Annotated in this window: 17 protein-coding genes; 6 read left to right on the top strand and 11 right to left on the bottom strand. The window is 73.2% G+C overall.

The features are described 5' to 3' along the window. Window positions 1–44: 44 nt before the first annotated feature. Window positions 45–1,883: a fatty acyl-AMP ligase gene (locus ACFV5N_RS12375; protein WP_385597727.1), complete on the bottom strand. Its 1,839-nt coding sequence runs from the start codon at window positions 1,881–1,883 to the stop codon at window positions 45–47. Window positions 1,884–2,146: 263 nt separating this feature from the next. On the opposite strand from ACFV5N_RS12375, the gene ACFV5N_RS12370 reads away from it, so the two are divergent. From ACFV5N_RS12370 to ACFV5N_RS12355, 4 genes are all read left to right on the top strand, one after another. Continuing rightward, window positions 2,147–3,382 carry a beta-ketoacyl-[acyl-carrier-protein] synthase family protein gene (locus ACFV5N_RS12370; RefSeq protein WP_385597725.1) on the top strand — a complete coding sequence of 412 codons (1,236 nt, stop codon included), beginning with the start codon at window positions 2,147–2,149 and terminating at the stop codon, window positions 3,380–3,382. Further along, window positions 3,379–4,293 carry an acyl-ACP desaturase gene (locus tag ACFV5N_RS12365; protein WP_385597722.1) on the top strand — a complete coding sequence of 305 codons (915 nt, stop codon included), beginning with the start codon at window positions 3,379–3,381 and terminating at the stop codon, window positions 4,291–4,293. The genes ACFV5N_RS12370 and ACFV5N_RS12365 overlap by 4 nt, the downstream gene beginning before the upstream one ends. A gap of 32 nt (window positions 4,294–4,325) precedes the next feature. Beyond that, a complete protein-coding gene (locus ACFV5N_RS12360; RefSeq protein WP_385597719.1) occupies window positions 4,326–4,574 on the top strand; it encodes an acyl carrier protein in 249 nt (82 codons plus the stop codon). A gap of 231 nt (window positions 4,575–4,805) precedes the next feature. Continuing rightward, entirely contained in the window at window positions 4,806–5,405 is a 600-nt protein-coding gene (locus ACFV5N_RS12355; RefSeq protein ID WP_385597716.1) for a DedA family protein, read from the top strand. Window positions 5,406–5,441: 36 nt separating this feature from the next. On the opposite strand, the gene ACFV5N_RS12350 is transcribed toward ACFV5N_RS12355, so the two are convergent. From ACFV5N_RS12350 to ACFV5N_RS12315, 8 genes are all read right to left on the bottom strand, one after another. Continuing rightward, complete coding sequence (locus tag ACFV5N_RS12350) at window positions 5,442–6,689, bottom strand: Nramp family divalent metal transporter (protein ID WP_385597713.1); 1,248 nt, start codon at window positions 6,687–6,689, stop codon at window positions 5,442–5,444. Window positions 6,690–6,699: 10 nt separating this feature from the next. Then, complete coding sequence (locus ACFV5N_RS12345; protein WP_385597710.1) at window positions 6,700–7,680, bottom strand: phosphotriesterase; 981 nt, start codon at window positions 7,678–7,680, stop codon at window positions 6,700–6,702. A gap of 83 nt (window positions 7,681–7,763) precedes the next feature. Next, the gene (locus tag ACFV5N_RS12340) at window positions 7,764–9,305 is read right to left on the bottom strand and encodes an MDR family MFS transporter (RefSeq protein ID WP_385597708.1); all 1,542 of its coding nucleotides are present in this window, start codon (window positions 9,303–9,305) and stop codon (window positions 7,764–7,766) included. A gap of 155 nt (window positions 9,306–9,460) precedes the next feature. Then, window positions 9,461–10,273 carry a DUF4097 family beta strand repeat-containing protein gene (locus tag ACFV5N_RS12335; protein ID WP_385597706.1) on the bottom strand — a complete coding sequence of 271 codons (813 nt, stop codon included), beginning with the start codon at window positions 10,271–10,273 and terminating at the stop codon, window positions 9,461–9,463. Continuing rightward, window positions 10,270–10,905 carry a response regulator gene (locus ACFV5N_RS12330; RefSeq protein WP_385597730.1) on the bottom strand — a complete coding sequence of 212 codons (636 nt, stop codon included), beginning with the start codon at window positions 10,903–10,905 and terminating at the stop codon, window positions 10,270–10,272. Before ACFV5N_RS12330 ends, ACFV5N_RS12335 begins: the two co-directional genes overlap by 4 nt. Next, a complete protein-coding gene (locus ACFV5N_RS12325; protein ID WP_385597703.1) occupies window positions 10,902–12,134 on the bottom strand; it encodes a sensor histidine kinase in 1,233 nt (410 codons plus the stop codon). Before ACFV5N_RS12325 ends, ACFV5N_RS12330 begins: the two co-directional genes overlap by 4 nt. Continuing rightward, entirely contained in the window at window positions 12,131–12,847 is a 717-nt protein-coding gene (locus tag ACFV5N_RS12320; RefSeq protein WP_385597700.1) for a DedA family protein, read from the bottom strand. Before ACFV5N_RS12320 ends, ACFV5N_RS12325 begins: the two co-directional genes overlap by 4 nt. Window positions 12,848–12,994: 147 nt before the next feature. After that, complete coding sequence (locus tag ACFV5N_RS12315) at window positions 12,995–13,660, bottom strand: LuxR C-terminal-related transcriptional regulator (protein ID WP_385597697.1); 666 nt, start codon at window positions 13,658–13,660, stop codon at window positions 12,995–12,997. A 627-nt stretch (window positions 13,661–14,287) separates the two neighbouring features. Here ACFV5N_RS12315 and ACFV5N_RS12310 point away from each other — a divergent pair. Continuing rightward, window positions 14,288–14,968, top strand: a complete 681-nt coding sequence (locus tag ACFV5N_RS12310; RefSeq protein ID WP_385597695.1) for a response regulator — start codon at window positions 14,288–14,290, stop codon at window positions 14,966–14,968. Window positions 14,969–14,978: 10 nt separating this feature from the next. Here the strand turns inward: ACFV5N_RS12310 and ACFV5N_RS12305 are convergent, their stop codons facing one another. Both ACFV5N_RS12305 and ACFV5N_RS12300 read right to left on the bottom strand, forming a co-directional pair. Next, entirely contained in the window at window positions 14,979–15,392 is a 414-nt protein-coding gene (locus tag ACFV5N_RS12305) for a response regulator transcription factor (protein ID WP_385597693.1), read from the bottom strand. Further along, entirely contained in the window at window positions 15,389–16,585 is a 1,197-nt protein-coding gene (locus ACFV5N_RS12300) for a sensor histidine kinase (protein ID WP_385597690.1), read from the bottom strand. The genes ACFV5N_RS12305 and ACFV5N_RS12300 overlap by 4 nt, the downstream gene beginning before the upstream one ends. A 224-nt stretch (window positions 16,586–16,809) precedes the next feature. Here ACFV5N_RS12300 and argG point away from each other — a divergent pair, with 224 nt between their 5' ends. Continuing rightward, window positions 16,810–18,258, top strand: a complete 1,449-nt coding sequence (gene argG, locus ACFV5N_RS12295; RefSeq protein WP_385597687.1) for an argininosuccinate synthase — start codon at window positions 16,810–16,812, stop codon at window positions 18,256–18,258. The last annotated feature ends 31 nt before the right edge of the window (window positions 18,259–18,289 follow it).

The raw sequence follows: 18,289 nt of genomic DNA, 5'->3' as shown, positions 1-18,289 counted from the left end.
GTACGGATGTTCCGCTGTCGTCGCTCATGGCTCCCCAGTCCGGGTCAGGCGAGGTGGTCGGCATCGAAGGTCCCCGCGCTCCAGCGCTCACGGCACTCGGCGCGCTTGATCTTGGCGCTGCTGGTGTACGGCAGCACCCCGGGCCGCAGCAGGCCCACCTCGCTGACCCGCACCCCGTGCTCGGCGGTCACCGCGCGCCGGATCGCCGCCTCCAGCTCGCCGGCCCGCACAGCGTTGCGCGGCACCTCTGCGCCTTCGGCGACCGGGCCGCGCACCACCGGGTGGCGGCGCTGGACCTCCACCAGCACCACCAGCCTCTCCTGGCCGCCGTCGTCCACCGAGAAGGCCGCGCAGCGGTCCTCGCGCAGCGCCGGATGGCTGCCGGAGACGGTCGCCTCGATGTCGTGCGGGTAGTAGTTGAGGCCGTCCAGGATGATGACGTCCTTGCGGCGGCCGGTGATGAACAGCTGGCCGTCGTACAGGAATCCGAGGTCCCCGGTGCGCAGGAACACCAGGTCGGGGTCCTGCGGCAGCCGTGCCCTGAACGTCTCCTCGGTGATCGCCGGAGCGTCCCAGTAGCCGGAGCCGACGCTGTACCCGGAGACGTACACCTCGCCGATCGCGTCGTCCGCGCACGGCTCACCGGTGGCCGGGTCGACGATCCGCAGCGTCAGCGACGGCTGGATCTGGCCGCAGCCCACCAACTGCCGGGCCCGCGCCCCCTCGGCGGCGGGCCGCACCCGGCCGGCCACCAGGGCGGCGGCGTCGAAGCCGCGGATCACCGGCTCCTCGGGCGCCGGGCCGCCGCTGACCATCACGGTGGACTCGGCCAGCCCGTAACAGGGGAAGAACGTGGCCCGGCGGAACCCGGCGGGCGCGAACTTCTCGGCGAACCGCTCCAGGGTCTGCGGCCGCACCGGCTCGGCACCGACCGCGGCCAGCCGCCACCCGGACAGGTCGAGCTTGGCGATCTGCTCCTCGCTGATCCGGCGCACGCACAGCTCGTAGGCGAAGTTCGGGGCCACCGAGATGGCCTCGCCCCGGTCGGAGATGGCGCGCAGCCAGTTGAAAGGGTGCTGGACGAACGCCAGCGGCGGCATCAGCGTCGCCTCGAACCCGGCGTACAGCGGCTGGAACACCGCGTTGACCAGCCCCATGTCGTGGAAGAGCGGCAGCCACAGCACCACCGGCGGCGGTGTCTGCCCCTCCTCCAGATCCCCGCGCGCGCCGTTGGTGTGAATGAGCGCCAGATTGTCCAGGACGTTGGCGTGGGTGAGCATGACGCCCTTGGGCAGCCCGGTCGAGCCGGAGGAGTACTGGAGGTACGCCACGGTGTCCCGGTCGATGTCCGGCTCGCGCCACTCCCCGGCGGCGGCCGGGTCGACCGTGTCGGTGGCCAGCCGCGTGACACCGGCCAGCGCCCGGGCCACCTGCTCGCTGCCGGCCAGCTTGTCCAGCACACCGGTGGTGCTGAGGAACAGCGCGGGGCGCGCCGAGGCCAGCACCGCCTCCAAACGGTCGGTCTTGGCCCCGTCCCGGCCCGTCTCCACCGGCGGGATGGGCACCGCGATCATCCCGGCGTACAGCGCGCCGAAGAAGGCGGGGACGAAGTCGAGCCCGGGGCCGTAGTTGAGCAGCACCCGGTCGCCCGGCTCCGCCACCCGCAGCAGTTCCACGGCGATGGCCCGCGCCCGCAGATCGACCTGGGCCGGGGTGAGGGAATCGCTTTCCTCCACCCCGTTCTCCAGAAAGGAGAAATACACGCGGTCGGGCTCCCCGGCCGCCCGCGCGCGGCACATCTCGACCAGGGTGAGCCAGCCGGGATCGTCGTCCTGCGGCGCCGGTGTGCCGACGGGAGCGGGAGAAAAAGTGCCCTGCACCATGCCTGACCTCTCATCCGAGGAGCGGTGAATTCAAACCGACCGGAATTCCCGGGTCGAGCGGTGGCCATCTTAGGCAAGCGGTACAGGGCCCGGACAACCGTCCTTGGATGAGGTTCGGCTCCGTCTTTGGAATGAGCCGAAGACATGCTGGGGGAGGGGAGTTATTCGTTCCTGAGCGGCTATTTTCCGGCCCTTACCATCCGTACGCTTCTGGGGCACAGGCGCACCGGCCGACACGGAATTCCCGGAGAAAGGGTTGTGCTGTGCTGGACCAACGTGAACACGTACGCCCCGAAGTGGTGGTGACCGGCATGGGCGCCACCACCCCGCTGGGCGGGGACGTCCCCACCAGCTGGTCGGCCCTGCTGGCCGGCGAGTCGGGGGTCACCGCCCTGGAGGACCCCTGGGCCGGACAACTGCCGGTGCGCATCGCCGGCGTGCTCCGCAAGGACCCGGCCGAGATCGTGGACCGGGTGCAGCGCCGCCGGCTCGACCGCAGCCAGGAAGCCGCCCTGGTCGCCGCCCGCGAGGCGTGGGCGGACGCCGGCGCCCCCGAGGTGGACCCCGAACGGCTCGCCGTCGTGGTCGGCACCGGCATCGGCGGCGCCCTGACCATGCTGGACCAGGACGACCGGCTCGAAGCACTCGGGCCCCGGCTGCTGTCCCCGTTCACCATCCCGCGGCTGATGCCCAACGGCGCCGCCGCCGTCGTCTCCCTCGAACTCGGCGCCAGGGCCGGCACCCACGCCCCCACCAGCGCCTGCGCCTCCGGCGCCGAGGCCCTGGCGGTCGGTGCCGCGCTGATCCGCTCCGGCCGCGCGGACGTGGTGGTGGCCGGCGGCACCGACGCCTGTCTGCACCCGCTGTCCATCGGCGGCTTCGCCCGCATGGGCGCGCTGTCCACCCGCAACGACACACCCGAGCTGGCCTCCCGGCCCTTCGACCGGGACCGGGACGGCTTCGTGATGGCCGAGGGCGCCGGGCTGCTCGTCCTGGAGCGCGCCGAGTTCGCCCGGGCCCGCGCCGCCCGCCCCTACGCGGTCCTGGCCGGCGCCGGCGTCACCTCCGACGCCCACGACATGACCACCCCCGACACCCGCGGCCAGGTGCGCGCCATCACCGAGGCCCTGCGCGACGCGGACCTCGTCCCCGCCGACATCGGCCACGTCAACGCGCACGCCACCGGTACCCCGGCCGGGGACATCACCGAGGCCCGGGGTATCGCCCAGGCCGTCGGCACCCACCCGGCCGTCACCGCCACCAAGTCCGCCACCGGCCATCTGCTGGGCGCGGCCGGCGCGGTGGAGGCGGTCTTCACCGTGCTCACCCTGCGGCACGCGCTGATCCCGGCCACCCGCAACCTCACCGACACCGCACCCGAGGTGGAACTCGACCTCGTCACCGGGGGCCCCCGGGCCGTCCCGGTCACCGCCGCGCTCTCCACGTCCTTCGGCTTCGGCGGCCACAACGTGGTGCTGACCTTCAGGAGCCCATCGTGAAGCCCGACATCCTCGTCGAACTGGAACCCGTCGTCGCCCACAACCTCGACCGGCATCTGGCCATCGCCAAGGACTGGATGCCGCACGAGTACGTGCCCTGGGAGGAGGGCCGGGACTTCGTCGAACAGCCCTGGCACCCCGACCAGTCCCGGCTCACCCCGGAGGCCAGGATCGCGCTGGAGGTCAACCTCCTCACCGAGGACAACCTGCCCAGCTACCACCGGGAGATCGCCAACCGGTTCGGCCGGGACGGGGCCTGGGGCACCTGGGTGGGCCGCTGGACCGCCGAAGAGGGCCGGCACGCCATGTGCATCCGCGACTACCTGCTGGTCACCCGGGCGCTGGACCCCGGCCGGCTGGAGGCCGAGCGGATGGCCGTGATGCAGGCCGGGCACCACAGCGAACGGCTCGGCGCCGTACGGTCGCTGGCCTACGTCTCCTTCCAGGAACTGGCCACCCGCATCGCGCACCGCAACACCGGACGCTTCGTCAACGACCCGATCGCCGACCACTTGCTCGGCCGGGTCGCCGCGGACGAGAACCTGCACATGGTGTTCTACCGGTCCCTGGTCTCCGCCGCCCTGGAGATCGACCCCTCGGAAACCGTGCGCGCCATCATCGACGAAATCACCTCCTTCGCGATGCCCGGAACGATGATCCCCAATTTCACCCGGAAATCCCTGGTGATCGCCCGATCCGGAATCTACAACCTGCGTATTCACCACGACGAAGTGGTGCGCCCGCTCCTGAAACACTGGCGCCTCTTCGATATCGAAGGGCTGGACGCCGAGGCGGAAAAGGCACGCGAACAGCTCGCCGTCCATCTCGAACTCCTCCAGACGCAGGCGGAGCGGCAGCAGGACCGTTTCCACACCGCGGCGGCCCGACGCCGCGACCGCGCCCCTTCCTGACCCGACCACCACGGCAGAACCGGGAGATCAGCATGTCCGAGCAGTCCATCCTCACTTCGGTGGCCGGCATCGTCGAGGAAATCGGCGGGGTGCCCGCCGCCGACGTCACCCCCGAGAAGCACCTCGTCGACGACCTGGGCATCGACTCGCTCGCCCTCATCGAGATCGCGGTCGCGGTCGGTGAGGAGTTCAGGATCGAGCTGAGCGACGACGAACTGAAGGAACTGCGCACCGTGCGGGACGTCGTCCTGCACATCGAGAAGGGGCTGGCCGCACGGTGAGACCGCGCGCGGACTGACCGCCCCACCACCGCGTACCAGCGGCCGGCCCCCCGGGGCCGGCCGCTGCCGCGTTCGGGCCCGGCCGCGCCGCCGGGCGCCCTGTGGGTCTCCGCACCCGGGCCGGGGCGCTGTCCGCAGCGCGCCCGCGCGTCACGATGCGTAGTGTGGGTGTCGGTACGGAAGGGGGCGGGTCGCCCCGACGGAACCGACGATGTCACGGAGAGACAATTCGTGAGCCATAGCGGTGGGTTCATTCCGATCGTTGCCGTGTATCTGCTGGTGGCCCTCATCGTGTTCGCCGGCCGCTCCGGCCTGCACACCATGGTGATCCCCGCCGAGGCCGCCGCCCTGTTCGCCGGCGCGGCCGGCGGCGGCGCGCTGGCCCCGGCCGTCGACGTCCCGATCCCGGCCATGGCCGCGGTGGTGCTGCTCTCCGGCCTCGCCGCCAGCGCCACCGGCTACACCGCCGGGCACCGGCTCGGCCCGCCCGCCCTCGGCTGGCGGGTGCTCATCGTGCGCCGCGAACGGCTGCTCCAGGCCCACCGCTCTCTGGCGCACAGCGTCCGCTCCGCGCTCTTCCTCGGCCCCTTCACCGGCTTCCGCCGCCAGGTGCTGCCCGCGCTCGCCGGCATCACCGCGCTGCCCTACCGCCGCTTCCTGGCCTGGACGGGCCTGGGCACCGCCGCCTGGACCCTGCTGTTCGTGGGCCTGGGCACCCTGGCCTCCCGGCACGCCCAGGGCATCACCCGGATCACCGCGGGGGTGTTCCTGCTGGCCGTGCTCTCCCTGGTGGCCGCCGACTTCACCGTCTGGCGGCTCCGCGCCCGCTGACCGGCCCGGACACGGCGCCGGGCCGGTGCCGGCCCGTCAGGGGACCAGCACCAGCCACAGCAGGAACGCGTTCAGCCCGATGACGGCCGCCGCGATCAGCGCGTACAGCCCAGTCACCGGCCCCGTGTTGGCGTGCCGGCCCATCACCGCCCGGTCACGGGTGATCAGCAGCAGCGGCACCAGCGCCGGGGCGATCCCGAACGACAGCACCACCTGCGACAGGATCAGCGCCTGCGTGGGGTCCCAGCCCGCCATCGCGATGAGCACGGCCGGTGCCATGGTGATGCCGCGCCGCACCACCATCGGGATCCGCGCCCCGGTGAACCCCTCCATCACGATCTGCCCCGACATCGTGCCGATACCCGACGAGGACAGCCCCGCCGCCAGCAGCGCCAGCGCGAACACCAGCGCCGCCACCGGCCCCACCCAGCCCGAAAGCGCCGCGTGCGCGTCGGTCAGGGACGCCACCTCGGACAGCCCGGAGCCGTGGAAGGCCCCGGCCGCCACGATCAGCATCGACGCGTTGATCACCCCGGCCAGGGTCAGCGCCACCAGCACATCGATCCGCTCCGCGCGCAGCGCCCGGTCGATCTCCGCGCCGGTGCCCGCCACATGACGCCGCCGCACCAGTGCCGAGTGCAGATAGATCGCGTGCGGCATCACGGTCGCCCCCACGATGCCCAGCGCCAGCAGCGTCGCCCGGCTGTCCTCGGTCCCCGGCACCAGGCCGGACGCCAGTGCCGCGCCGTCGACCCCCGAGCGCAGCATCAGATAGCCGAACCCGGCGCACATCAGACACAGCATCGCCGCGATCACCACCTCGAACGGGCGGTGCCGGCGGGCCTGGAAACCCAGCATCAGATACGACAGCGCCCCGGTGAGACACACCGCCACCGGCAGCGGGACGCCGAACAGCAGGTCGAGCGCCACCGCCGTCCCCATGAACTCGGCGATGTCGGTGGCCATCGCCATCGCCTCCGCCTGGAGCCACAGACCCCGGGTGGTACGCCGCCCGTACCGCTCCCGGCACGCCTCGGGCAGCGAACGCCCGGTCACGATCCCCAGCTTCGCGGCGAGGAACTGCACCGGCATCGCCACCAGACCGGCGGCGATCACCACCCACAGCAGGCCGTAGCCGTAGGAACTGCCGCCCTCGATGTTGGTGGCGAAGTTCCCCGGGTCCACGTAGGCCACCGCGGCCACGAAGGCCGGGCCCAGCGCGCGCAGCGCGGTGACCGGAACGGCGGCGGGCCGGCGCCGCCGCACCGCGCGCGGAGAGCGCACCGCCGCGACCTCAGCCGGCCAGGAACCGGCGCGGGTTGTCCACCAGCATCAGCTCCAGGTCCGCCTCGCGCACCCCCAGCTCGCGCAGCCGCGGCAGCACGGTGTCGCTGATGTGGGTGAAGTTCCACTCCGGCAGGCCCCGCGCCTTCACCGCGTCCGGGTCGGGCGCCAGGTAGTCGGGGAAGCAGTGCGCGTCGTGCGAGAGCACCATCCGGTCCGCGTAGCCGCGCCGGGCCAGTTCCGCGACGGTCGCCGCCCGCTCCTCGGTGGCGCCGAACAGCGAGAGACCGAAGCGGTCCATGCCCAGCGTCGCGCCCCGGTCCGCCAGCTCCCTCAGATAGTCCAGGTCGGTGCTGTCCCCGGCGTGCCCGATCAGCACCCGGGTCAGGTCCACCGACTCCTTGGCGAACAGATCCAGCGCGAGGAGCCCGGCCCGGCTCCCGCTGTCGGTGTGCACACTGATCGGCGCCCCGGTCTCCCGGTGCACCGCGGCCACCGCGCGCGCCACCCGCTCCACGCCCGGCACCAGACCCGGCGCCTCCACACAGCACTTGAGCAGCGCCGCGCGCACCCCGCTGTCGGCGATCTGCGCGGTGATGTCCTTGGTGAAGTCGGCGATCATCGGGTCCGGCTGGTCGAGCAGCAGCCCCGGGCCCCGGAACGCGTAGTGCTGGGGCACCGCGTCGAAGGTGTACAGACCGGTGGTCATCACGATGTTCAGCTCGGGCACCCGCTCGGCCACCCGCTTGATCAGCCGGATGTCCCGCCCGATGCCCTGCACCGTCTGGTCCACCAGGGTACGGATGCCCCGCGCGGCCAGAGCGCGCAGCTTGCGGGCGGCGTCCTCGACCCGTTCCTCCTCGTCCCACCAGGCGCCCACCCCGTAGTCGCGCACGTACTCCGGGGAGAGCACGAACAGATGCTCGTGCATGAGGGTGGGGCCGAGGTCCTCGGGCGCGACGGAACCGAGCACGGTGGGGATGCGGGACACACTGACTCCTCGAAAGGTCCGGGGGATGCGGGACACGGAGAACGGGAAGGCGAGGGGCGGGGGAGGGATAAGAGCGCGCGGGGCTAGCCCTCGTCCCGCACCGTGCGGCGCAGCGGCACGGCCGGGATGAACCAGGCCAGCACCAGCATCAGGACCGCGAACGGCAGCGCCGCCGCGAACACCAGATGGATCGAGTCGGCGAACGCCTCCGCCACCGCCGGCCGCGCCGACTCGGCGATGCCACCGGTGTGATGGGCGATCGCGTTGTACGCGTCATCGGGATCGACCCCGGGCGCGGCGGCCGGCAGCGCGTCCCGCAGCCCGCGCAGCAGCAGGGTGCTGAACAGCGCGGTGCCCACCGCGCCGCCCAGCGCCCGGAAGAACATGGTGGCGGCCGTCGCGGTGCCCAGATCCGCGTGCGGGACGGCGTTCTGCACGATGAACACCATCAGCTGCATGTGCAGCCCGACGCCGACACCCAGCAGCGCCAGCGGCACGAACAACTGCCACAGCGGGGTGTGCGGCTCCAGCAGCGTCAGCCCGCCGAACCCGGCCAGCACCAGCAGCGACCCGGCGATCGGGAACCGCCGGTAGCGGCCGGTGGCCCCCACCCGGATCGCGGCGGCCATCCCGGCGCCCACCGCAAGACCCATCGTGGGCACCAGCACCAGGCCCGCCACGGTCGGCCCGGCACCCCGGCTCACCTCCACGAACTGCGGCACGTACACGATCGTCCCGAACAGCGCGACGCCCAGCAGTCCCGAGGACGGCACCCCCAGCGCGAACACCGGATTGCGGAACAGCCGCGGCGGCAGCACCGGATCGGCCGCGCGCCGCTCCTGCCACCAGAACAGCCCGCCCAGCACCACGGCGCCCGCCACCAGACCCAGGATCTGCGGTGACCCCCAGGCGTACGCGGTGCCGCCCCACACCGTCACCAGCAGCAGCGCCGTGACGGCGGCGGCCAGCAGCGCCGCCCCGGTGTAGTCGATCGCCGCCCGCGGCCGGCGCGGGGTGTGCGGCACCCGGAAGGTGACATAGGTGATGACCAGACAGAGCAGCCCGAGCGGCACATTGACGTAGAAGATCCAGCGCCAGCTCAGATGCTCGGCGAACAGCCCGCCCAGCAGCGGCCCGCCCATGCTGCCGATGGCGAACACCCCGCCGGTGTAGCCCTGTACCTTGCCGCGTTCGGAGGCCGGCACCAGATCGGCGAAACCGGAGGTGGCCAGGTTCATCAGGCCGCCGCCGCCCAGGCCCTGCAACGCCCGCATGGCGATGAGCATTTCGACGCTGTTCGCGGCCCCGGCCAGCGCGGAGGCGACCACGAAGATCGTCACGGCGGCCAGGAACGTCCGCCGCCGCCCGTACAGATCCCCGAGCTTGCCGTGGATCGGCGCCGAGGCCACCGTGGTGATGAGATAGGCCGTCACCACCCAGGACACCGATCCCGTGGCGTGGAACTCCCGGGCGATGGCGGGCAGCGCCGTCGCCACGATCGTCTGGTCGAGCACCGCGAGCAGCAGTGCCATGGCGAGCCCGCTCAGCGCCACTTTCGTACGGCGCGGCAGCCGGCTGGGGCCTTTTTCCGTAGCGACAGCCGCGGCTGTCTCGCTCCTGGTCACGCGGCACCGGCCTTCCCTGGAAAGGACGCTGAGCGCCCTCCATGCTAGGGAAATCGCCCCGGCCGCTCATCGGCCCGCGGACGGAATCCCGTTCCGCCCCAGGTCGCTTTCCGCACCGCCGAAAGAATGAGCCGCGCCCGCCGTGCCCGGCGGATTCAGGAATTCCCGGCGGGCCGCACCCGGACCGTGCCGTCCCGGGTGGACACCGTCACCGTGCGCCCGGAGTCGGCCCGCGAGGCGAGCCCGACATCCGCCGCCCCGTCGCGCCGGTCGATGTCCAGCGCGTACCCCTCGGGCGGCTCCGGCAGCACCAGATCCACCGCACCGTCCCGGGTCGACGCCCTGACCTCGGGAGGCGGCGTGCCGAACCGCAGCGTCACATCGCCGTTCCGGGTGGACACCTCCGCCGCCCCGGCCAGCGCGGTGCCCGTCACCGCCCCGTCCCGGGTGCTGATCCGCACCGGGCCCGGGCTGTCCGACACCTCCACCGCGCCGTCGTCGCCCGCCACCTCCACGCCACCGGTCACCCCGCTCACCTGCACCGCGCCGGAGGTGGACACCCGCACCGCCGCCCGGGGCGGCACCACCAGCGTCACCGAGGAGCCGCAACCGCGCCCCGGGAGCCCGGGACAGCGCACCGAGAGCCGCAGCGTGCCGCCGTCCTCCTCCTGGACCACCCGCGGTGCGAACAGCGACCAGCTCAGCTCCCACCGGGCCCGCACCGCCTCCGCGCCCGCCTCGGCGCGCACCGTCACCGGGCCGCTCGCGCTCACCTCCACCCGGTCGAAGGCGCCCGGGTGCACGGTCTCCCGCTGGTCGCTGGTGCGGGTCAGATGCGAGGCGATGAACAGACTCAGGAACAGCACCACGCAGGCGGCCGAGAGACCGCCGGTGACCAGCAGCCGGCGGTCGGGAACGGGGGGCGGGGGCGGCACGGCGCGCTCGGTGCCGGTGGTCGCCGCCGTCATGACTTCAGATAGCGGACCACGGCGAGAATCCGCCGGTGCGATCCCTCGGCCACATCGAGCCCCAATTTACGGAAAATGGAATTGACGTGTTTCTCCACCGCGCTGCTCGACACATACACCTGCCGGGCGATGGATTCATTGGTGTGCCCCTCCGCCATGAGGGAGAGCACACGCGATTCCCGCTCGGTGAGAGTGCTCAGCGGATCGGTGCGCTTGCTGCGGGCGAACAACTGCCGGATCACCACCGGATCGAGGGCCGTGCCGCCCTGGGAGACCCGCTCCAGGGCGTCCATGAACTCCTCGACCCGCGCCACCCGGTCCTTCAGCAGATAGCCGATCCCGCCCGCGTCATGGGTGAGCAACTCGGTGGCGTACCGCTCCTCCACGTACTGCGACAGCACCAGCACCCCCATCGCCGGCCAGCGCTGCCGCATCAGCAGCGCCGCCTTCAGCCCCTCGTCGGTGTGGGTGGGCGGCATCCGCACATCCACCACCGCCACCTCCGGGGTGTGGCGTTCGACCTCCGCGATCAACTCCTCCGCGTCCCCGGCCCGGCCCACCACCTCGTGCCCCTCGTCCTCCAGGAGCCGCGCCACCCCCTCGCGCAGCAGAACGGAATCCTCGGCGATCACGACTCGCACGGCAGCTCCACGGTCATCACGGTGGGTCCGCCCACCGGGCTGGTCACGGACATCTCACCCTCGACGGCGGCGATCCTGCGCATCAGCCCCGAAAGACCCGCCCCCGAGGTGTCCGCTCCGCCCACTCCGTCGTCCTCGATCACTATCAGAGCACGATCGTCCTCCGCCCGGATGCTCACCCGGATCAGATCGGCCGCCGCGTGTTTGGCCGCGTTGGTGACCGCCTCGGACACCGCGAAGTACGCCACCGGCTCGATCCCGGGCGGCAGCCGCCACGGCAGCCGGTAGTCGATGCGCACCGGCACCGCCGACCGCTCCGCCAGCGCGGAGAGCGCGGCGTCCAGACCGCGGTCGTCGAGAATGGCCGGATACACCCGCCAGGCCACGTCCCGCAGTTCGGTCAGCGCCTGGAGCGCGTTCTCGTGCGCCCGCTCCAGTGGCGGCTGCAGGTCCGCCGCGGGCCGCGTCCCCTCCGCCACCCGGCTCGCGGTCCGCCGGGCGCTCGCCAGCAGCAGGGCCAGCGCCACCAGTTGCTGCTGCACCCCGTCGTGGAGGTCCCGCTCGATGCGCCGCCGCTCGGCGTCCACCGCCTCGACCACCGAGGCCCGCGAGCGGATCAGCGCCCGCACCCGGGCGGCCAGCCGGGCCGGCTCGCCGGGGCCCAGCAGCCGCCGCGCGGTGCGGGCGTCCCAGCCGGCCAGCGTGGCCGCGATCCACGGGGCGAGCGCGAGCAGCGCGGCCCCGGCCAGCATCCGCACCGCCTCGCCGAGCAGTTGCGGGTCGGCCCGGTACAGCGGCGAGGTCACCAGCGCCACCCCGAAGGACCAGCACAGCAGCACACCCGCGCCGGCCGGCAGCCCCACCGTCACCCGGGTCATCAGCCAGGACGCCGCGCGCCGCTCGGTGTCGGCCAGCACCTCGTGGTACGCCTCGGCACCCGAGCGCCGGGCGTCCGCGCCCTCGCGGGGCCGCAGTTCGGGACCGGCCGGATCGGGGACGTCCGCGATCCCGCAGGACTTCAGCCGGGCCCGCTCGGCCCGTCCGGCGCGCAGCAGCACGTCCTGGCGCAGCCGGAACCCCGCCCGGCGCCACCGCCGGTGCCCGGTCAGCGGCAGCAGGAGCAGCGTCACCAGCGCCACCAGACCCGCCACCACGTCCAGCAGGGCGTGCACCGTACGGGCCAGCGTCATGGTGGCCGCCGCCCGCAGGCGGGCGCTCATCGCGTCCCCCGCGCCAGGGCCGGGCGCGCGGCGGCGACCGGCACCGGAACGGGCAGCACGCGCGGCGCAGGGCCCGGCCGGGCGACCGGCCCGGAGGACGGGACCACCGGCGGGCCGGGGGAGCGGCGCCGCCGGGCGACCAGCCACCACACCCCGCCGCCCGCGCCGGCGACCGCGCCCAGCGCCCACACCGGGACCGGCCCGGAGACGGCGCTGTGCCCCCCGTACCCCAGGGCCACGTACAGACCCGTCCAGCTCACCTCGGCGAGCACGGCGGCCGTCGCGTACCGGGCGACCGGATAGCCGCTCAGCCCGGCCGCCGCCGCCCCGGTCGCCCGGCCGCAGGGCACGAACCGCAGCGGCACCAGGAACGCGCCGCCGCCGCTGTGCAGCCGGGCCGAGGCCGCGCCGGTCAGCTCCGCCAGCCGCGCCGTGCCCAGCCGGCCCGGCAGCGGCCATCTCCGGGTGCCCGCGCGGGACCTGCCGCGCAGCCGTCTGGCCGTGCCGTAGAGCCCGAGGTCGCCGGTGAGCGTGCCGGCCAGCACCGCCGAGGCCACCAGCAGCAGCGACAGATCGCCGCGCGCGGCCAGCGCCCCGGCGACCACCACCAGCGTCCCGTTGGGTGCCAGCGGGGCGGCGGTGGCCAGAAACAGCACCGCGTACGCCCACGGCTCGGCATGGCCGGCCGCTGCCGCCAGGCTGTCCGCGTCCACGTCAGGCGCTCCTTCCCCGGTGCCCGCGGGCGGCGGACCCCTACCGGCTGCCAGTGTGCCAGCGGGCGAACGCCCCGGCCATGGGGCCCGGCGGTCACTTGGCTGCGGCCCCGCGCACCCCCGCGGTGCGGAGGACCACACACATCGTCAGTGCGGGGTCAGCCCCTTGCGGTGCGCGAGGATGCCCGCCTGCAGCCGGTCGCGCAGCCCCAGCTTGGAGAGCACATTCGAGACATGGGACTTGACGGTGGCGATGGTGAGGCTCAGATCCTGGGCTATCTCGTTGTTGGACATGCCCAGCGCGATCCCCTTGAGCACCTCCACCTCGCGTTCGCTCAGTTCCGAGAAGGCGCTGCCGTGCGGCCCGCCCGCCGGGGGCAGGATCTTGAAGCGGTCCAGCATGAGGGAGACCATCACCGGACACAGATAGGCGTTCCCGCGCGCCACCGCCCGTACCGCCTCGATCAGTTCGTGCCGGGTGGTGGACTTCAGCAGATAGCCGCGGGCGCCGAGTTTCAGGGCGCGGAACAGGCTCTCCTCGGAATCTCTGCTGGTGATCACGACGATCTTCGCGCGTAAACCCCGCGCCCGGGAGAGGATCTCCAGGGCGTTCTCCTGCCCCACCGTCAGATCGGTGAGGATGACGTCGGGGTCCGTTCTCTCGGCGGTCATCACCGCGTCGCGGGGGGAGTCCGTGACGGTCAGCAACTCCATTCCCTCCTCGTGGGTGAGGACGGCGCCGAAGCTGTCGCGCGCCAGACCTTCGTCGTCGACAAGGGCGATCCGGATGGTGCTGTGGTGTTCGCTACGCATGTGTTCTCCGTGGGAGAGTGGCACGAACGGCTGTAACGCGGCGCGGGCGTCCGGACGTCACGGAAGCGGTGGGCGGCAGGGGGCCGCACAGGTGACCGCCAGACGTGGATGCGACATCAACTCCTGGTCGGGGCCCCCTGATCGCATGACGCGACACCTGTGCGCCGCAGAGCTGTGAGGCCAGTTCGGATGGGACGGTGTGTGGTCGGGACACCGCTCGGTAGCAGTGATACCGGCAGAACTCAAAGCGCTGGCCCATGACAGCACGACGGCCCCAGGGGCGGCATCACCGCTAAGGATGCATCCCCGCCCCTCCCGTGCACTCTTGAGAATGACGCCGCTCCGTCCACCGGCGGCCGGCCCTCCCCCGTCGGACGGACCCGGCCGCGCCGGACGGCTGACGGCGCGTCCCCTCCCGTGACCCTGTCGCCACTGGTCGGGCCTGTGGCGCTCGCGGGTGCGCCCTTGCTGCGCCACCGGTGGTGGATGAGGATGAACCGCACCGCACGGGTACCGCCCCGGGGAGCGGCGCCGTCCGCCCCAACCCCTCCTGACCAGGGGGGATGACGGCGTCCCCGCTCCCGCACAGCACGGGCGGACGGGGAAAGCGACCTGGGGGAAGGTGACATGGAACCGGAACGCCATGTGTCCGTGGTGATCGCCGACGACGAGCCGGTGGTCCGCGAGGGACTGCGGCTGATCCTGGAGACCCAGCGGGATCTGCGGGTGGTCGGCAGCGCGGGGGACGGCCGGCAGGCGGTGCGCCGGTGCGCGGAACTGCGGCCGGACGTGCTGCTGCTGGACGTGCGGATGCCGCACGGCGACGGCATGTGGGTGCTCGCCGAACTCGCCCGCCGCGACCTGCTCGGCCACGGCGGCTGCCGGGTCCTGATGCTCACCACCTTCGGTCTGGACGAGTACGTGGACCAGGCGCTGGCGGGCGGCGCCAGCGGCTTTCTGCTCAAGAGCAGTTCGTACGAGGAGGTCCTGGCCGGGGTGCGGGCGACCGCGCAGGGCGACGGTTTCCTCAGCCCCACCGTCACCCGGCGCATCATCGACGGCTATGTCAGGGGCCGCTCGGACCGCACGGTGGACGCCACCGACGCCGCCCGCATCGCCGGGCTGACCGCCCGCGAGCGCGATGTCCTGCGGCTGCTGGGGGAGGGGCTGAGCAATCTGGAGATCGCGCAGCGGCTCTCGGTCTCCGAGCACACCGTCAAGTCCCATGTGAGCAGGCTGCTCAGCAAGACCGACTGCCGCGACCGGGGCCAGGCCGCCGCCCTGGTGCGGCGGGCCGGTCTGTGCTGAACCGGTGTGCTCACCCCCGGTGGCGGGCACGGTGGGCGGCCCGCACCTGCGCCACCAGTTCCTCCCACGGCTGGCTTTTCAGCAGCACGCCCCGGGCGCCGTGGGCCCTCGCGTCCGCCTGGTAGCTCCCGTGGTCGAACGTGGTGAGCATGAGGACCTGGACGGCCCCGGGCTCCGGCCCCACCAGGCCGCGCCCGGCCAGGGCGGCCAGCACCCACAGCCCGTCCCGGCCCGGCATCCGCACGTCCAGCAGCGCCACGTCCGGCCGCAGTTCGGTGCAGGCCCGCAGCGCCGTCTCGCCGTCCGCCGCCGTGGCCACCACCTCCAGGTCCGGCTGGGACTCCAGGATCAGCCCCAGGCTCTCGCGCACCGTCCCCTCGTCGTCGGCGATCACCACCGTGATCGGCCCCGGCGCCGCCGTCACCAGGTCCGCCCGGTGTCGTGCGCCGCCGGCACCGAGGCGGTGACCAGGAAGCCGCCGTCCTCGGTGCCGCCCGCCGTGAACTCGCCGCCCAGCGCCGTCACCCGCTCCCGCATCCCCTCCAGGCCGGTACCGGCCCCCGGGACCGGTACCACCTCGTACGGGGACGGCGCGGAGCGCACCGTCACGCGCACCGCGGGACCGGACACCGTGGCGCCGATGGTCACCGCCGCGCCCGGGGCGTGCCGGCGCGCGTTGGCGAGGGTCTCCTGCACGATGCGGTAGCACATCAGCTGGACCGGTTTCGGCAAGGTGGCGGGGTCTCCGTGGATGTCCAGCCGCACCGGGTTGCCGGCCTGCCGGGCCGAGCGCACCAGCTCGGGGAGTTCGGCGAAGGAGGGGGCGGGCGACAGTGGCGCCTGTTCGGGCGGCGTGCCGTTGCGCAGCACGCCCAGCAGTTCCCGCATCTCCACCGTCGCCTGCCGTCCGGCGGCGGCCAGCGCGTCGACCTGGCGGTTCGCCCAGGGCGGCAGGTCGGCCGAGCGGGCGCGGATCGTCTCGGCGTGCACCACCAGCAGGGTCAGTGAGTGGGCCACCACGTCGTGCATGTCCCGGGCGATCCGCACCCGTTCGGCCGCCGCCGCCCGCTCGGCGAGCAGCGCGTGCTCGCGCTGGGCGTCGGCGGCGCGCGCCCTGACCGCCTCCAGGGTCAGCCGGTGGCTCTGCACCACGATGCCCAGCGCGCAGGCCACCGGCACCGGGGCCACCGTCGCGAACACGTCCGAGCCGCCGCGCCAGTCGGTGGTCGCGGTGGCGTGGTTGACCATCACGCCCAGGCAGACCAGCACGGTGCCGCCGCACACCCCGGCCAGCGCGCGCGGCAGGGAGCAGTAGGCCCCGACCGCGTACAGCGAGAACGCCAGCGGCAGCACGGCCAGGTTCCCCAGCTGGACCTCCTGGGCGGCGCACCAGATCTCCACCACGGCGAGGGTCGTCAGCATGACCGCGAACCCGGTCAGCGGTAAACGCCGCCGGACCAGCAGCCCTGCGGCGGCGACCACCGTGTGGACGGCCAGCGCCGTCCACGCCTGCCGGGAGGTGTCCGTCGTCACCTGGTCAAGCAGCGCCGGTGCGACGGCGGCGAGCGCGATCAGCGGATCGATGAAGTGCGGACGGGGCAGCGGGAACGAGGTCATCGCCCAGACAGTAAGGGCCGCGCCGGAACGTGACATCGCTCGTACGAATGAGTCTCCGGCCGGAATCGCCGCTCCCGGCTACCTCTCGCGGACCAGCGCCGCCCCGGCCCGGGGCCGAGCCCGGCCCCACCCCCGTCCGAGCCCTTCCGGACCCCCGGGGGGGGGGGAGCCCGGTCCGCACCCCCGACTTTGCATGATCATGCGCATGTGTGCATACTCTTCCCATGTCCAAGGTCCTCACCTCCCTCCCGGCCGGCGAGCGCGTCGGCATCGCCTTCTCCGGCGGGCTCGACACCTCGGTCGCGGTCGCCTGGATGCGCGACAAGGGTGCCGTCCCGTGCACCTACACCGCCGACATCGGCCAGTACGACGAGCCCGACATCGCCTCGGTGCCCGGCCGCGCCAAGACCTACGGCGCCGAGGTCGCGCGCCTGGTCGACTGCCGCGCCGCGCTGGTCGAGGAGGGGCTCGCCGCGCTGGCCTGCGGCGCGTTCCACATCCGCTCGGGCGGGCGGGCCTACTACAACACCACCCCGCTGGGCCGCGCCGTCACCGGCACCCTGCTGGTGCGGGCCATGCTGGAGGACGACGTCCAGATCTGGGGCGACGGCTCCACCTTCAAGGGCAACGACATCGAGCGCTTCTACCGCTACGGGTTGCTCGCCAACCCGCAGCTGCGCATCTACAAGCCCTGGCTGGACGCCGACTTCGTGACCGAGCTGGGCGGGCGCAAGGAGATGTCCGAGTGGCTCCAGGCCCACGGCCTGCCCTACCGCGACAGCGCCGAGAAGGCGTACTCCACGGACGCCAACATCTGGGGCGCCACCCACGAGGCCAAGACGCTGGAGCACCTCGACACCGGCGTGGAGACCGTCGACCCGATCATGGGCGTCCGGTTCTGGGACCCGTCGGTGGAGATCCCCACCGAGGACGTGACGATCGGCTTCGCGCAGGGCCGGCCGGTGACCATCAACGGCAAGGACTTCGCCACCCCCGTCGAACTGGTCATGGAGGCCAACGCCATCGGCGGCCGGCACGGCCTGGGCATGTCCGACCAGATCGAGAACCGGATCATCGAGGCCAAGAGCCGCGGCATCTACGAGGCGCCCGGCATGGCCCTGCTGCACGCCGCCTACGAGCGCCTGGTCAACGCGATCCACAACGAGGACACCCTCGCCCAGTACCACACCGAGGGCCGCCGCCTCGGCCGGCTGATGTACGAGGGCCGCTGGCTGGACCCGCAGGCCCTGATGGTGCGCGAGTCGCTCCAGCGCTGGGTCGGCGCGGCCGTCACCGGCGAGGTGACGCTGCGGCTGCGGCGCGGCGAGGACTACTCCATCCTCGACACCACCGGGCCGGCCTTCAGCTACCACCCGGACAAGCTGTCCATGGAGCGCACCGAGGACGCGGCGTTCGGCCCCGTCGACCGCATCGGCCAGCTCACCATGCGGAACCTGGACATCGCCGACTCCCGGGCCAAGCTGGAGCAGTACGCCGGGATCGGTCTGATCGGCACCGCCGGGCCCGCCACCGGCGCCGCCCAGGCCGCCGCCACCGGGCTGATCGGCGCCATGCCGGAGGGCGGCGCCGAGGCCATCGCCGCCCGGGGCGAGGCGGCGGGCGAGGACGACGCCCTGCTGGACCGCGCCGCGATGGAGTCCGGCACCGACTGACCGGACACGGCTGCGGCTGCCGATACGGGGC

It is taken from the genome of Streptomyces sp. NPDC059853 (assembly GCF_042731495.1).
Classification (GTDB): domain Bacteria; phylum Actinomycetota; class Actinomycetes; order Streptomycetales; family Streptomycetaceae; genus Streptomyces.
Note: the sequence above shows the minus strand (reverse complement) of the source record. Positions and strands in the feature narration are given on the sequence as shown.

Coding starts and splice junctions, on each gene's coding strand:
- ACFV5N_RS12375 (WP_385597727.1), bottom strand. CDS start 1,883: ATGGTGCAGGGCACTTTTTCTCCCGCTCCCGTCGGCACACCGGCGCCG.
- ACFV5N_RS12360 (WP_385597719.1), top strand. CDS start 4,326: ATGTCCGAGCAGTCCATCCTCACTTCGGTGGCCGGCATCGTCGAGGAA.
- ACFV5N_RS12335 (WP_385597706.1), bottom strand. CDS start 10,273: ATGACGGCGGCGACCACCGGCACCGAGCGCGCCGTGCCGCCCCCGCCC.
- ACFV5N_RS12325 (WP_385597703.1), bottom strand. CDS start 12,134: ATGAGCGCCCGCCTGCGGGCGGCGGCCACCATGACGCTGGCCCGTACG.
- ACFV5N_RS12315 (WP_385597697.1), bottom strand. CDS start 13,660: ATGCGTAGCGAACACCACAGCACCATCCGGATCGCCCTTGTCGACGAC.
- ACFV5N_RS12310 (WP_385597695.1), top strand. CDS start 14,288: ATGGAACCGGAACGCCATGTGTCCGTGGTGATCGCCGACGACGAGCCG.
- ACFV5N_RS12300 (WP_385597690.1), bottom strand. CDS start 16,585: ATGACCTCGTTCCCGCTGCCCCGTCCGCACTTCATCGATCCGCTGATC.
- argG (WP_385597687.1), top strand. CDS start 16,810: ATGTCCAAGGTCCTCACCTCCCTCCCGGCCGGCGAGCGCGTCGGCATC.